Annotated in this window: 13 protein-coding genes; 10 read left to right on the top strand and 3 right to left on the bottom strand. The window is 72.5% G+C overall.

From position 1 onward, the window contains the following. Window positions 1–94: 94 nt before the first annotated feature. Both ACF1ED_RS33020 and ACF1ED_RS33025 read right to left on the bottom strand, forming a co-directional pair. Window positions 95–862, bottom strand: a complete 768-nt coding sequence (locus ACF1ED_RS33020; RefSeq protein WP_391766813.1) for a helix-turn-helix domain-containing protein — start codon at window positions 860–862, stop codon at window positions 95–97. 20 nt (window positions 863–882) lie between these two features. Next, the gene (locus tag ACF1ED_RS33025) at window positions 883–2,001 is read right to left on the bottom strand and encodes a transcriptional regulator (RefSeq protein ID WP_391766815.1); all 1,119 of its coding nucleotides are present in this window, start codon (window positions 1,999–2,001) and stop codon (window positions 883–885) included. Between the two features lie 278 nt (window positions 2,002–2,279). Between ACF1ED_RS33025 and ACF1ED_RS33030 the strand changes: the two genes are divergently transcribed. From ACF1ED_RS33030 to ACF1ED_RS33075, 10 genes are all read left to right on the top strand, one after another. Next, window positions 2,280–2,867: a DUF5987 family protein gene (locus tag ACF1ED_RS33030; protein ID WP_391766817.1), complete on the top strand. Its 588-nt coding sequence runs from the start codon at window positions 2,280–2,282 to the stop codon at window positions 2,865–2,867. Then, complete coding sequence (locus tag ACF1ED_RS33035) at window positions 2,864–4,531, top strand: FAD-dependent oxidoreductase (protein WP_391766819.1); 1,668 nt, start codon at window positions 2,864–2,866, stop codon at window positions 4,529–4,531. Before ACF1ED_RS33030 ends, ACF1ED_RS33035 begins: the two co-directional genes overlap by 4 nt. A gap of 102 nt (window positions 4,532–4,633) precedes the next feature. Beyond that, window positions 4,634–5,677, top strand: a complete 1,044-nt coding sequence (locus ACF1ED_RS33040) for a carboxymuconolactone decarboxylase family protein (protein ID WP_391766821.1) — start codon at window positions 4,634–4,636, stop codon at window positions 5,675–5,677. A gap of 65 nt (window positions 5,678–5,742) precedes the next feature. Continuing rightward, complete coding sequence (locus tag ACF1ED_RS33045) at window positions 5,743–6,552, top strand: TIGR03084 family metal-binding protein (RefSeq protein WP_200428878.1); 810 nt, start codon at window positions 5,743–5,745, stop codon at window positions 6,550–6,552. A gap of 110 nt (window positions 6,553–6,662) precedes the next feature. Next, entirely contained in the window at window positions 6,663–7,559 is an 897-nt protein-coding gene (locus tag ACF1ED_RS33050) for a prephenate dehydrogenase/arogenate dehydrogenase family protein (RefSeq protein WP_391766823.1), read from the top strand. Between the two features lie 10 nt (window positions 7,560–7,569). Next, on the top strand, window positions 7,570–7,896 hold the full coding sequence (locus ACF1ED_RS33055; RefSeq protein ID WP_391766825.1) for a DUF6059 family protein: 327 nt from the start codon (window positions 7,570–7,572) through the stop codon (window positions 7,894–7,896). A gap of 46 nt (window positions 7,897–7,942) precedes the next feature. Then, entirely contained in the window at window positions 7,943–9,451 is a 1,509-nt protein-coding gene (locus tag ACF1ED_RS33060) for an FAD-binding oxidoreductase (protein ID WP_391766827.1), read from the top strand. Between the two features lie 70 nt (window positions 9,452–9,521). Then, entirely contained in the window at window positions 9,522–9,941 is a 420-nt protein-coding gene (locus tag ACF1ED_RS33065; RefSeq protein ID WP_391766829.1) for an SgcJ/EcaC family oxidoreductase, read from the top strand. Window positions 9,942–9,970: 29 nt separating this feature from the next. Next, window positions 9,971–11,365: an FAD-dependent oxidoreductase gene (locus tag ACF1ED_RS33070; RefSeq protein WP_391766831.1), complete on the top strand. Its 1,395-nt coding sequence runs from the start codon at window positions 9,971–9,973 to the stop codon at window positions 11,363–11,365. A gap of 44 nt (window positions 11,366–11,409) precedes the next feature. Then, complete coding sequence (locus ACF1ED_RS33075) at window positions 11,410–12,576, top strand: epoxide hydrolase family protein (RefSeq protein WP_391766833.1); 1,167 nt, start codon at window positions 11,410–11,412, stop codon at window positions 12,574–12,576. A gap of 145 nt (window positions 12,577–12,721) precedes the next feature. Here the strand turns inward: ACF1ED_RS33075 and ACF1ED_RS33080 are convergent, their stop codons facing one another. Then, window positions 12,722–14,062 (bottom strand): acyltransferase family protein, encoded by a 1,341-nt coding sequence (locus ACF1ED_RS33080; RefSeq protein ID WP_391766835.1) that lies wholly within the window; start codon window positions 14,060–14,062, stop codon window positions 12,722–12,724. Window positions 14,063–14,214: the final 152 nt, after the last annotated feature.

Below are 14,214 nucleotides of genomic sequence, written 5' to 3' on the forward strand. Positions count from 1 at the left end.
ACGCGCCCGCTGCGGGACACGGCGAGAGGGCCGGCCACGATTCTTCGTGGCCGGCCCTCCGTCGTGTCCCGCAGCGGGGGTACGGGCCCGGGGGTCAGCCCGCGATGCGGTCGAGCGCGTCGGTGCGCAGGTCCAGCAGGGCCATCAGGATCGGCGGATCGAGCGCGTCCAGCGGGCGCAGCGTGATCTCGGCGGGCATCAGCAGGGTGCCCTCGCGCACGGTCACCGGGCCGTAGCTGCCGACCGAGACGAGATCCGCGTCGCCGGTACCGGACGGCATGTGCTCGAGGCCGTACGGGACGGAGTGCACGAGCACGTGCCAGGTGCCGGCCGGTACGTCGCGCAGCTCGAAGGAGCCGGGGCCGTCCAGGACGACGCAGCGCACCGGCTGCCCCTGCGGTACGGGCGTGGGGAAGAGCCCCACGAAGCAGTGGCCGGGCTCCCGGTCCGCCGGCAGGTGCACCCGCCCGCGCAGCGCACTGTGCACGGTCGTCGCCTCGGCCGTGGCGGTCCCGATCTCCGACGTGAATCCGCCCAATTCCCGGAACATGCTCGGTGAGACGCCGACACATGACTTGAAACGGGAACTGAAGGTTCCGACGCTGCTGTATCCGACCTGGCTGCTGATGTCGGCCACGCTGAATTCGGTTTCGAGCAGGAGGCGCTTCGCCTCCTGGAGTCGCAGGGCGGAGAGAAAGCGCCCGGGGGACGTACCCGTCACGTCCCGGAAAACCCGGGTGAAATGGAACTTGCTGAACATGGCGGTGCGAGCCATGTCGTCGATCGTGAGTTCCTGGCCGAGATTCGCGTGCATCTCATCGATCACCCGGAGGACAGCGGCTTCGATGGCGGTGGTGGTCACCGTTTCTCCCTGTCGTTGAATCATGCTCCCTGCCGAGAGGCGGAAGCCGCGTGACGTGACGGATCGGGGGCGGCGTCGGTCAGCCGCCGCCGGGCGAGGTCCTCGGCGAACCTCTTCCACACCTGGGAGCACTGGAGGGCCAGTTCCGCGACGGTGTCCGTGCAGTGCGGGGGTACGGCGGCGACCTGCCGCCGCCAGGCCTCGTCGACCATGACGTGGGTGTGCAACCAGCGCAGGAAGTGCCGTCCGGACTCCGAGTGCCGCAGCGACGGGTCGCCGGCGAGCCGCCGCAGCAGCTCCATCGAGCCGCGGGAACCGCCGGTGGCGGCCGTCGGGGCGAGGGCGGTCGTCGTGACGGGCGGCGCGGGGGAGCGGCCGGCGCGGGGCTGTCGGGTGGGCGGCTCGGAGTCGGCGGGTGCGGCGGGTGCGGTGGACCCGGCGAGTGCCGCGGTGGCGCGGCGGGCGGCCGCGGGCCGGCGGCCCTCGGGCACCGGGGCCTCGCCGCGCAGCAGTCGTCGGCGCACGTCGTGCGCGGTGCCGAGGGAGAGCCCGGTCTCCTTGACGATGGCCCGCAGCGGGAGGTCGGGGCGTCGGGTCATGAGCTCGGCGGCGCGCAGTCGCTCGGCCGTGCGGTCCAGCGGATGGATCCGGCCGTCGGCGCCGATACGGATGTTCGAACGCGGATTGTCCGCGGTCGAACGGGGACGGATCGCGGCGACCGTCTTGGCGTCGAGGCCGGTGCAGGAGGCGACGGACCGGTCCGACAGTTCGGGCCGGGAGCGCAGGATGCGCTCGGCCGCCGCCTTGCGGTCCGCCACGGAGAGGGGGAGACCGTGGGTGATGTTGGCGGTCACCGAGCGAAGGAACGCTTCTTCGTCAGCGCCGTCGAAGTACTGCACCTCCACCGAGGTGAGCCCCTGGTGCGCCGCGGCCGCCACCCGGTGCATGCCGTCGACCACGCGCAGCGTGGCCCGGTGCACGAGGACCGGCGGCAGCGAGGCGTAGATGTCGGCCAGGCGCCGCACGTGCTCCTCGTCCAGGCCCTTCAGGCGGGGCGAGTCGGCCGGCAGCAAAGCCTCGATCGGCAGCCGGTGGGTGAAGTGGGCCGGCAGCGTCAGAGTTCTTCCGTCGCGGTTCACCTCTCCCCTTTCCCTTCCGGCGAGATCGAGGCGTGTCCGGCCGTCCCCGAAACTCCATGGAAAAAGCCCGGACCACCGCGGAGGAATGTGCATTCGGGATGACCATAGCGAACGACCTCTTTTTTTCGGAGAGCCGGCGCGGAGACAATGCGACTCCGGTTAGTTGCATCAGAGGACTGGCGTTCGGGCGAACGCGGATCGAGTTGGTTGTTTGAAAAGACTCGGTGCTTCTAGCTTTCTTCTCACGCCACCAGGAACCCCACCCACCGGAGGACGAGTTGCACCGAGCACGGAGAATCCCCGAGCGAAGGGTCGACATCGGGGAAGAAGCCACCTCGACCCTCGAGGCATACGCGGACACCATCGTCCCGGGCGAGAAGCGCTGGCCCGGGGACCGGGCGATCGCCGGCGTCAGCACCGGCGGCGGCGCCGTCACCAGCGGCGCGCTCGACCTCCTGCGCTGGGACGCCACCGGCATCCACGACGGCCTGGAGGACCTGGCCAGGCTCGTCAACGAGCACGCCGTGGTCTACGCGGCCAGGACCGGTCTGACCCTCGACACCGACGTCCCGCCCTTCGTGGCCCTCGGCTACGACGACCGGGTCGCCCTGATCGTCGAGCTCACCGCCATAGGCCACCCGGAGAAGGACTTCTGGGTGCTGCTCTCCCTCTTCTGCAACATGGCCTTCGACTCCGCCGCCCACCTGCACACCGACGACGCGCTCGCCGCCGGTCACCCGGGCCTCACCGCCATGGGCATCACCGCCCCGGACGCCGACGGACTGTGGCGCTTCCAGGAAGCCGGTTACGGCCGGCAGCTCGCCGACCTCCACCCCGCCACGACCCTCTCCGGGAGCCCAGCATGAGCACCACGATCGAGAAGACCGACGTCCTGGTCATCGGGAGCGGTTTCGGCGGGGCGATCGCCGCCTACCACCTGGCCGCCGGCGGTGCGAAGGTCACCGTCCTCGAGCGCGGTCCCTGGCTGAAGAGCGACGAGTTCGAGCACGACTACAAGCTCGGCTCCTCCTACACCCGGATCTTCGACTTCGTCGTCGGCGACGGCATGAGCGTGCTCGGCGGCAACTGCGTCGGCGGCGGCAGCGTGGTGTACTTCGCGGCCATGCCGCGGGCACCGAAGTTCGTCTTCGACCGGCACGGCGGCATCGGCCGCCGGATGTGGCCGAAGGCGGTCAGCCGGGACACCCTCGACCCCTGGTACGACCGGATCGAGGAGTCCCTCTCGGTCAGCAAGCAGGGCTGGGAGGACGCCTCCTACGCGGGGGGCCTGTGGGCCGCGGCCTGCGACCACGCCGGGCGCACCGCCAACCCGCTCGCCGCCGCGATCGACAACTCCAAGTGCGTCAACTGCAACTTCATGATGGCCGGCTGCCGCTTCGAGGCGAAGCAGTCCCTCACCGTCAACTACCTCCCGGCCGCGCTCGCCCACGGCGCCGAGATCCGCCCGCTGCACGAGGTGCAGCACCTGACGCGGACCCCCGAGGGCGACTACCGGGTCCACTACAACATCGTCGACGACGAGGACTACCGGCTGCAGACCGGCTCCGGCGTCATCGAGGCCAAGATCGTCGTGATGGCGGCGGGCGCGGGCGCCACCCCGGTCATCCTGCAGCGGAGCGAGTCCCACCTCGGCACCATGCCGCACGCGGTCGGCCGCTACTTCTCCGGCAACGGCGAGCGCCTCAACACGGCCATCATCAACGAGGACAAGGCCGCCGAGATCCTCGGCCTGACCCGCGGCGACGGCAACCTCCCGTACGGCGCCAACGCGATCGGCAAGGGCCCGACCGTCGCCAGCTGGGACAAGCTCGACGGCTCGCTGCCCGAGTACTCCCGCTACTCCCTGGAGCAGCTCTACTTCCCGCCCGGTCTCGGCACCATCCTGGCCCAGGTGCCGGACGCCTCCGGACCGACCTGGTTCGGCAGGGAGAAGAAGGAGATCCTCAAGCACTGGAAGTCCTGGCTGACCATCTTCTGCATGACGGAGGACGACAACGAGGGCGTCTTCGGCCCGCCGCCCGCCACCGGCAACTCGATGCGCATCTCGCAGCAGATGCTCGGCCGCGGCAACCTCTCCTACAAGCCGACCGAGAACACCTGGAACGGCTGGAACCAGGCCGACGCCGACGTGAAGGAGATCCTGGAGAAGGACGGCCTCGCCAAGGTGATGCCGTGGACCAACGACCTGGTCGGCGCCTACACCGTCCACCCGCTGGCCTCCTGCCGGATGGGCGACGACCCGGCCACCTCCGCCCTCGACGACACCAACGAACTGCGCGGCCACTCCGGAATCTTCGTCACCGACGGTTCCGCCGTCCCCGGCGCCCTGACCGTCAACCCGGCGATGACCATCGCCGCCCTCGCCGAGCGCGCGGTGCCGCACATCGTGGCCGCCGCCCAGGCCAGGGGAGTCGCGGTCACCTACGGCGCCCCGGCCCCCACCGGCTACAAGAGCGGACGCAACGGCGTACTGCCGCTGCTGAAGCAGAAGCGCCTGGTCACCGTGTGATCCCTGTGGACGGCTTTCGCCGGCCAGTGAGTTGCTTCAAAGAACCGACCACATGACCAGTGGGTTGCACCACGCAACCCGGAAGCGCAGAAGGAGGCGGCGATGCGACCGCTCGTACGACTCATGCTGAAGGGCTCGCTCCGGCAGATCCGGCACATCGCGGCCGTCCCGCCCGCCCGGGCCGAGGACACCGTCGCCGAGGTCTACGCCCAGGCCCACCGCGACTTCGGCGTCGTCGCTCCGCCGCTGGCCCTGCACTCCCCGGCTCCGCAGACGCTCGCCGCCTCCTGGCTGCTGCTGCGGGAGACCCTCCTCGCCGAAGGCCGGGTCTCCCGGGCCGCCAAGGAAGCCGTCGCCGCCGGGGTGTCACGGGCCAACGACTGCTCCTACTGCGTCGAGGTCCACGAGGCCAAGCGGGCCACCCTGCCCGGCACCGACACCCACCGGCCGCTCGCCGTCTGGGCGATGGACGCCACCACCGCACGGCAGCGGCAGGAGCGGCCGCCGTTCGACGCGGCCGACGCCCCCGAGATCCTCGGCACCGCCGTCACGTTCCACTACCTCAACCGGATGGTCCGGCTCTTCCTGCCGGACTCGCCCGTCCCCGACGCGGCCCCCGCAGCCGGCCGCGGACCGGTGATGCGCCTGGTCGCCCGTGCCATGCGGGCCGACCGCGGCACACCGGTGACACCCGGTGCCGCCCTGGGACTGCTGCCCGCCGCCCCGCTGCCCGCCGGACTCGACTGGGCGAAGACCAGCCCCACCATCGCCGAGGCCCTCGGCCGGGCCGTCGCCTCCGTCGACCACGCCGCCGAGCGCTGGATCCCCGAAGCCGTCCGCGAACTGCTCCACACCGTCCTCGCCTCGTACGACGGCGCCGTGCCCGGCCCCAGCCGCAGCTGGCTCGCCGAGGCGACGGCCCCGCTCGCCGAGGCCCACCTGCCCACCGGGCGACTCGCCCTGCTGATCGCCCTCAACCCCCACCAGATCACCGGCACGGACCTCGCCGACTTCCGCGCCGCGCACCCCGGCGACCGCGAGCTGGTCGAGCTCGCCTCCTGGGCGGCGCTCACCGCCGCCGTCGACATCGGCACCCGGCTCCCCGCACCCGGCAGGGCGCCCCGCCCCGCGGTCACCGCCCACTGAACCCACGCCCCCGCCGTACCCCGTACCGCCCTTCCCTTTCACTTCCCGTCCGAGGAGACACCACCATGACCGCCACGAACGACGTCCTGAAGGCCCTCGCCATCGAGATCGAGGAGACCGCCCGCCTCGTCGAGGGACTGGACGAGCAGGCCTGGCACACCGCGACCCCCGCCCCCGGCTGGAGCATCGCCGACCAGATCGCCCACCTCACCTTCATCTTCCACCTGGCCGGCACCGCCGCCTCCGACCCCGACGGCTTCGCCAAGCTCGCCGCCGGTGCCGCGGGCGACTTCGACGGCGCCGTCAACGCCGCCCTCAAGCAGTTCAACGGCTTCCCGCCCGCCCAGCTCCTCGCCCGCTTCCGCGCCCTCGGCCAGAACTCCGTCGACGCCCTCGCCGCCGTCCCCGAGGGCCAGGTCGTGCCGTGGCTGGTCAACCCGCTTCCCGCGGCCGTCCTCGCCTCCGCCGGAATCATGGAGATCTTCGGCCACGGCCAGGACATCGCCGACGCCCTCGGCGTGCGCCGCGAGGCCACCGAGCGCCTGCGCCACCTGGTCTTCTTCGCCTTCCTCACCCGGGACTTCGGCTACCTCTCCCGCGGTCTGACCCCGCCCACCGAGCACTTCCGCATCGAGGTCACCGCCCCCAACGGCGAGCTCTGGGCGTACGGCCCCGAGGACGCCGCCGACAAGATCACCGGCCCCGCCGAGGACTTCTGCCTGCTCGTCACCCGCCGCCGCCACCGCGACGACCTGGCCCTGGTCGCCACCGGCGCAGAGGCCGACCGGTGGCTCGACATCGCCCAGGCCTACCGCGGCCCGGCCGGCGAAGGCCGCGCCCCCGGCCAGTTCGCCCACGCCCACTGCGAGCACTGAGCGGACATGACCGCACGACGGGCGGCCCCCCGCCGCACCCCGACCGCCCCGCCCCGAGGCCCACCAGGCACCGGCCCGCCCATCCTCCGTCCCCGCCGCCAGGAGTTCCCATGACCACCGCCACGCTGCGCACCGCCGTCGTCATCGGCTGTGGCACCACCGGCACCTCCGTGGCCCTCGCCCTCACCGGCGCGGGCGTCGAGGTCACCCTCCTCGACGACGACCCCCGCGCCACCGCCGAGGCCGTGGCGCTCGGCGCCGGAACCGCCTGGACCCCCGAGCGCCCGCCCGCCGACCTGGTCGTCGTCGCCACCCCGCCGTCCGCCGTCGTCGACGTCCTGTACCGCGCGCAGAGCCAGGGCCTCGGGCACGTCTACACCGACACCGCCGGAGCCAAGGACGTCATCAGCTCCGACGCCGAACTGCGCGGCTGTGACCTCAAGGGATACGTGCCCGGACATCCGTTGGCCGGACCCGACGCCCCCGGCCGGGCCGGCGCCGGCGCCACCCGCTTCACCGGCCGCGTCTGGGCCCTGTGCCCGTACGAGACCACCCCCGAGTGGGCGCTGCGGACGCTCGACGCGCTGATCGAGGCCTGCGGCGCGCAGCGCCTCGACCTCTCCCCGCAGATCCACGACCGGGTCGCCGCCGAGCTGTCGCACGCCCCGCACCTGGTGGCGGCCGTCCTCTCCAGCCGCTTCGCCGACAGCTCCCTGGCCTTCCTCGGCCTCGCCGAGCAGAGCCTGCGCGACACGGTTCGCACGGCCGGCGGCGACCCGTGGGTGTGGGGAGACGTTCTCGCCCACAACGCCGGACCGGTCGCCGACGTCCTGGACCGGATCGCCGGGCAGCTCACCCGGGCCGCCGCGATCCTGCGGGAGGGCGACGATTCGGCGCCGCTCGAACTCGCCCTCACCCTGGAGGAGGGCAGGCGCGGCCAGGCGGCCCTGGACGGCACCGGAGACGTGCGCACACCGAGAGATGCGTCGGCCGCGGGCCGGGTGTGACGGTCGCGGGGTGACCGTCTCCACGTCTTCGCCCCCGCCCGAGCCGCGACGCGGCGGCGTGCTGCGTCTGCCCGCCCCCGCCCTGCGGCTGGCCGGGCGTCTCTTCACCACCGCCTACTGGTCATTGTCCGATTACGGCTGGGTGTGGATCGGCGTGACGACCCCGACCGCACCGCTCGACCACGGCACCACCCTGCAAGGTCCGCCCCCCGGACACCCGGAACGGCTGACCGCGCTTCCCCCGACTCCCGTGGAAAGCGCCCTGGAACGGCAGTTGACCGACGACTGGGACCCGGTCCCCGGCAACTCCGCAAACCAGGAGATGACCCGGCCGTGATCCGCCGGACAGGCTCTGGGCACGACCGCCGCAGGAGGAGCCGTCCATGTCGGAAGAGAGCCGCGGGGTGACCGTCACCCCGCAGGACGACCGGTACCCCGGTCTGGTGGAGGGGTACAACCACCGCTTCACCGGGCGTCCCGAGGCGGTCCGCCTCGCCGCCACCACCCAGGACGTCGTCGACGCCGTCCAGGACGCCGTCGACACCGGTCGCCGGATCGCGGTCCGTAGCGGCGGTCACTGCTTCGAGGACTTCACCGCCTCGCCCGACATCCAGGTCCTCATCGACCTCTCGCCGCTGTCCGCCGTCTCCTACGACGAACGGACGGCGGCCTTCGCCGTCGGCGGCGGCACCCGCCTCGACCACCTCTACCGGGAGTTGCACGACCGCTGGGGCGTGACCGTCCCGGCCGGAACCTGCTTCGAGGTCGGCGTCGGCGGCCACATCTGCGGCGGTGGCTACGGACACCTCTCCCGCCGCGACGGCCTGGTCGTCGACCACCTGTACGCCGTCGAGGTCGTCACCGTCGACGAGACCGGCCGGGCCCGGGCGATCACCGCCACCCGCGAGCCGGACGATCCGCACCACGACCTGTGGTGGGCCCACACCGGAGGCGGAGGCGGCAACTTCGGCGTCGTCACCCGCTTCTGGCTGCGCTCCCCCGGCCCCCGGCCGACCGCCCCCGAACACGCCCTGCCCCGCGCCCCGCGCCGGATCCGCCGCGCCGACGTCGTCTGGTCCTGGGACACCCTGGACGAGCAGGGCTTCACGGCGCTGCTGCGCGCCTACACCGACTGGCACGAGAAGAACAGCGCGCCGGACTCCCCGGGACGCCACCTCTGGAGCAACCTGATCGTCCTGCACCGCTCCGCCGGATCGTTCGTCCTCAACTCCGTCGTCGACGACGACGTGCCCGGCGCCGCCGAGCTGATGGCCGAGCAGCTGGCCGCGCTCACCGGCCCCGGCGGCGCCGCACCGGCACACGTCGAGGAGCAGGTGGTGTCCTGGATGGACACCTGGATGCCCTCCTACAGCTGGCCCAGCGACCCGCGCGGCCGGTACAAGAACAAGGCCGGATACCTGCGCGCGGGCTTCACCGACCACCAGCTCGCCGCCGTGCACCGCCACCTGACCGACCCCGGCTACGACAACCCGATGGCCTGTCTGGTGCTCACCGGCTTCGGCGGCCAGGTCAACGCGGTCGCCCCCGACGCCACCGCCGTCCCCCAGCGCGACTCCGTCCTCAAGGCGTCCTACTCCGCGGGCGCGTGGACCGCGCCGGAGGAGGACGAGCTGCACATCGCCTGGGTGCGCCGCTTCTACCAGGACGTGTACGCCGAGACCGGCGGCGTCCCCGAGCCGGGCGACGTCAACGACGGTTCGTACATCAGCTACCCGGACGTGGACCTCGCCGACCCGGCCTGGAACACCTCCGGCACCGGCTGGCCCGTCCTCTACTACAAGGAGAACTACCCGCGCCTGCAGCGGGTGAAGAAGCGCTACGACCCGCGGAACGTCTTCCGCCACGCGCTCTCCGTCGCACTGCCCTCCTGACCGGTCGACGCCGCCGCGCCCGCGGCGGCCCGCACCCGTCCCCACCCCGACGAAACACAGGGAGATCCCCATGACCGCCACGACCACCGCCACGGCCCTCGCCGAGGACACCGCCGCCGTCGCCGCCGTGCCGCAGCGCATCGTCGCCGCCTGGGCCGCGCACGACGGCGCCGCCTTCGGCGACGTCTTCACCGAGGACGGCACCATGGTGCTGCCCGGCGTGTACGAGACCGGCCGCGAGCGCATCGCCGGCTTCATGACGCAGGCGTTCGCCGGACCGTACAAGGGCACCCAGGTCACCGGCACGCCGCTCGCCGTCAAGTTCCTCTCGCCCGACAACGCCGTCGTCATCACCCAGGGCGGCGTCCTCGCCCCCGGCGAGACCGAGCCGGCCGCCGAGCGCCAGGTCCGCGCCATCTGGGTGCTGACCAAGCAGGACGGCGAGTGGCTCCTCGCCGCCTACCAGAACACCCCCCGCAACACCCCGTGACCCACGCCGGCCCGAAGAAGGAGAACACGGTGGCCCACACAGCCGCACACCGGGCGGTGGTGCTCGGCGGCAGCATGGCGGGACTGCTCGCCGCCCGCGTGCTCGCCGACACCTACGCGGAGGTCCTGCTGGTCGACCGCGACCGGCTCGTCGGCGTCTCGGGACCGCGGCGCGGTGTGCCGCACGGGCGGCACGCCCACGGTCTGGTGGCCCGTGGCCAGCAGATCCTGGAGGAGCACTTCCCGGGGCTCACCGACGACCTCGCGGCCGCCGGTGCCCCCCCGGACGACTTCGGCCACGCCTGCCACTGGTACTTCAACGGCCGGCGCATCGCCCCCGCCGACACCGGTCTGGTCTCCGTTCCCGCGGGCCGCCCGGTCCTCGAGGAGCAGGTGCGCCGTCGGGTGCAGCAGCTGCCCAACGTCCGCTTCCTGGAGGAGCACGACATCCTCGGGCTCAGCACCACCGCCGACCGGACCCGGGTCACCGGCGCCCGGGTCCAGCCGCGCCACGCGGGCGGCGAGCCGCAGGAACTGGAGGCCGACCTCGTCGTCGACACCACGGGCCGCGGCTCGCGCACCCCGGTCTGGCTCGCCGAGCTCGGCTACCCGGGCCCGGAGGAGGAGCGGGTCGAGATCGACCTCGCCTACACCACGCGCCACTACCGCCTGGACCACGACCCGCTCGGCGACGCCCAGGCCATCATCCCGGCCGCGACCCCCGAACACCCCCGCGGCGGCCTGTTCTACCGGCTGCCCGGCGACGGCGACATCTACGAGCTGTCGCTCACCGGCATCCTGGGCGACCACGCCCCGACGGATCCCGAGGGCTTCGAGACGTTCATGCGCTCACTGCCCGTCCCGCACCTGTACGACGCCGTGGCCGACGCCGAGCCCGTCGACGACCCGGTCAAGTTCCGCTATCCGGCGAGCGTCTGGCGCCACTACGAGCGCCTGACCCGGTTCCCCGACGGACTGCTCGTGATGGGCGACGCCGTGGCGAGCTTCAACCCGGTCTACGCCCAGGGCATGACGGTGGCCGCGCTGGAGTCGCTGGCGCTGCGCCGGCACCTGGCCGCACCCCGCGGCCGGAAGCCCGCCGCGTACTTCAAGGACGTCGCGGCCGCCGTCAAGGCGCCCTGGGAGCTGGCCGCCGGTTCCGACCTCGGCTACCCGGGTGTCTCCGGGCGCCGCACGCTCAAGGTCAGGATGGCCAACGCCTACGTCGCGCGCCTCCAGGCCGCCGCCGAGCACGACCCGGAGCTGAGCAACGCGTTCATCCGCGTCGCCGGCCTCGTCGACCCGCCGCAGGCGCTGATGCGCCCGCGCCTCATGCTGCGCGTCCTGCGGGCCTCCCGCGCCGCCCGGCGCACCGGCCCCGCCACCACCGCACCGCGCCGGCAGCCTCAGGCCGCCACCCGCTGAAGCCCACTTCGCCCGTTCCGGCACGCGCACCACGAGAGGCTGCCATGCGCCCCTTCCGCATCGAGATCCCCCAGGCCGACATCGACGACCTGAACGAGCGCCTCGCGCGCACCCGCTGGCCCGAGGGCGAGATCCCGGACGCCGACTGGTCGCGCGGCGTCCCGGTCGCGTACCTCAAGGAGCTCGCCGAGTACTGGCGCTCCGGCTTCGACTGGCGCGCCGCCGAGGCCAGGCTGAACCAGTACCCGCAGTTCATCACCGAGATCGACGGCACCGACGTCCACTTCCTGCACGTCACCTCGCCGGAGCCGACCGCGAAGCCGCTGATCATCACGCACGGCTGGCCGGGCTCCGTCGCCGAGTTCCTCGACGTGATCGGCCCGCTCACCGACCCGGCCGCGCACGGCGGGGACCCGGCCGACGCCTTCCACGTGGTCATCCCCTCGATCCCCGGCTACGCCTTCTCCGGCCCCACCCGCGCGGCCGGCTGGGACACCCGCCGGGTGGCCCGCGCCTGGGCCGAGCTGATGGGCCGCCTCGGCTACGACCGCTACTTCGTGCAGGGCGGCGACTGGGGCATGCCGATCTCCCTGGAGCTGGGTCTCGCCGACCCGGAGCACGTCGCCGGCGTCCACGTGAACATGTTCGTCACCTTCCCGCCGCAGGACCCGGCCGCCTTCGAGGGCCTGGACGCCACCGACCTGGGCCGCCTGGAGTTCGCCGGGCGCTTCCAGCAGGACGGGATGGGCTGGCAGCGCATCCAGTCGACCCGGCCGCAGACCCTCTCGTACGGGCTCACCGACTCGCCGGTCGGCCAGCTCGCCTGGATCGTCGAGAAGTTCAAGGAGTGGACCGCCGCGGACAAGGTTCCGGAGGACGCGGTCAGCCGCGAGCACCTGCTCACCAACGTCTCGCTCTACTGGTTCACCGGCACCGCCGGCTCCAGCGCCCAGCTCTACTACGAGTCCGCGCACGGCGACGAGGCCTTCGTCCGCACCTGGGGCGGCCCCTGGCCGCTGGAGGCGCCGGTCGGCGTGGCCGTCTTCCCCGAGGACGCCGCGCTGCCGATCCGCCGCTGGGCGGACCCGCTGCTGCCGACGCTCACCCACTGGACCGAGTTCGACAAGGGCGGCCACTTCGCCGCCCTCGAGCAGCCCGCGCTGCTCGTCGAGGACGTCCGCGCCTTCGTCCGACCGCTGCGCCAGGGCTAGTCCCGCACGGGACCACCGGGGTGGCCGGCTCCTGAAGGAGCCGGCCACCCCTTCGTCGTACCGCCGGCGCGGCCGTGCGGCGGGCACGACGGAGGGGTGCCCCCGCCGTGGCGGCGGGGGCACCCCTCGGGGCCGTGCCGGTGGATCAGACGGAGGTCAGGACGCCCTGCTCCGGCGAGGACGGGGAGCCGCTCCCGGGGCCCTTCGGACCGGATGCGGACACCTCGTCCCCACGGTTCTTCGAGCGGCGGTCGAAGAGGCCGCGCAGCTTCTTGTTCAGCGGCTCCTCGATGACGTAGTGGCTGGCCAGCGCGGTGACGAGGGTGCCGAGCAGGACCAGGCTCACCATCTCGGCGAAGCCGACGGTGCCGCGCAGCATGCCCGAGTTGACGGCGGACTTGCCGAACATGCTGCCGTTGTGGAGCACGACGTGGATGAAGAACACGTGCCACAGGTAGATGCCGTACGAGATGCGGCCGAGGAAGGCCATCGGACGGTTCGCGAGGACCAGGTCCATGGTCTTCGAGCGGGCGCCGGGGGCCACCAGCGGGATCACGACGCACATCGAGAAGACGAAGAACAGGGTGTGCAGCACCATCTGCTGGGTGAGGGCGCCCCAGTCGCCCATGCCGGGCTCGCCGAACGGGTGCGGCACGTTGGCGAGGTAGGCGATCAGGGCGACCAGCCAGAAGCCCATCGGCCACTTGGCGGCCCAGCGGAACAGCGCCGGCCGGCGCGGCGCCACCTCGGCGTAGGAGAGCATCACGGCCAGGGCCATGCCGCCGGCGAAGTAGCCGACGTAGCCGAAGGGCCAGAAGGACAGGTACCAGACGTCGGCCGTCATGGACGGCAGGAAGCAGTAGGCGGTCCAGGCCATGCCGATGAGGACCAGGGCGACGAGCGGGACGAACATCCGGCGGGCGCGCCGGGCCGGCGTGGTGCCGCGCACGGCGAACCTGTGGATGGCCCAGGCGATGACCGGCAGCGCCAGGTAGAAGAGCATCTCGGTGGGAACGGTCCACGTCGGCTCGATACCCGTGATCCACTCGGCCCGGGTGAAGAAGTGGATCATCAGGAGCGGCCGCAGGAAGAACCAGACGCCGTCGATCTTGTCGTAGTCCAGGAGCAGGATCGAGGCGAGCACCAGCGCCCAGAACGCGGGAACGATGCGCACGAAGCGGCGCCAGTAGAAGGAGGCGACCCGCGGGGTGGCGCCCTCGCCGGTCACCGTGCGGCGGGCGAAGGGCCGGTAGAGCATCAGGCCGGACAGGACGAAGAAGGGAGGCAGGAAGACGCCCATGCCCTCGGTGAGATAACCCCACAGGTTGTCGCGCGGGTCCGCGAAGTGGTTGCTCACGCCCGCCGTGTAGGCGACGTGATAGACGAGGACTGCGACCGCGCACAGTCCGCGCAGACCGTCGAGGACGGGGATCCTGCGCTTCTGGGGGGATTCGGCGGCGCCTGTCCGGACATTGCGAGATGCCACGTTTCGCGCTCCCTTGGAAGTCGATACCTGATGGGCCGCGAGTCATGCTGGCGTCGGCGCCGCGGCGCCGCACCTTCAGAAGTGCGGTGTTCGCGAGAGGGGTTTGACACGGGGACCACCCCATGCGGACGCGGGCCGGCACACCGCCCGGG

The organism is Streptomyces sp. NPDC014656 (assembly GCF_043084305.1).
Classification (GTDB): domain Bacteria; phylum Actinomycetota; class Actinomycetes; order Streptomycetales; family Streptomycetaceae; genus Streptomyces.

Coding starts and splice junctions, on each gene's coding strand:
- ACF1ED_RS33050 (WP_391766823.1), top strand. CDS start 6,663: ATGACCACCGCCACGCTGCGCACCGCCGTCGTCATCGGCTGTGGCACC.
- ACF1ED_RS33075 (WP_391766833.1), top strand. CDS start 11,410: ATGCGCCCCTTCCGCATCGAGATCCCCCAGGCCGACATCGACGACCTG.
- ACF1ED_RS33045 (WP_200428878.1), top strand. CDS start 5,743: ATGACCGCCACGAACGACGTCCTGAAGGCCCTCGCCATCGAGATCGAG.
- ACF1ED_RS33065 (WP_391766829.1), top strand. CDS start 9,522: ATGACCGCCACGACCACCGCCACGGCCCTCGCCGAGGACACCGCCGCC.
- ACF1ED_RS33060 (WP_391766827.1), top strand. CDS start 7,943: ATGTCGGAAGAGAGCCGCGGGGTGACCGTCACCCCGCAGGACGACCGG.
- ACF1ED_RS33040 (WP_391766821.1), top strand. CDS start 4,634: ATGCGACCGCTCGTACGACTCATGCTGAAGGGCTCGCTCCGGCAGATC.
- ACF1ED_RS33035 (WP_391766819.1), top strand. CDS start 2,864: ATGAGCACCACGATCGAGAAGACCGACGTCCTGGTCATCGGGAGCGGT.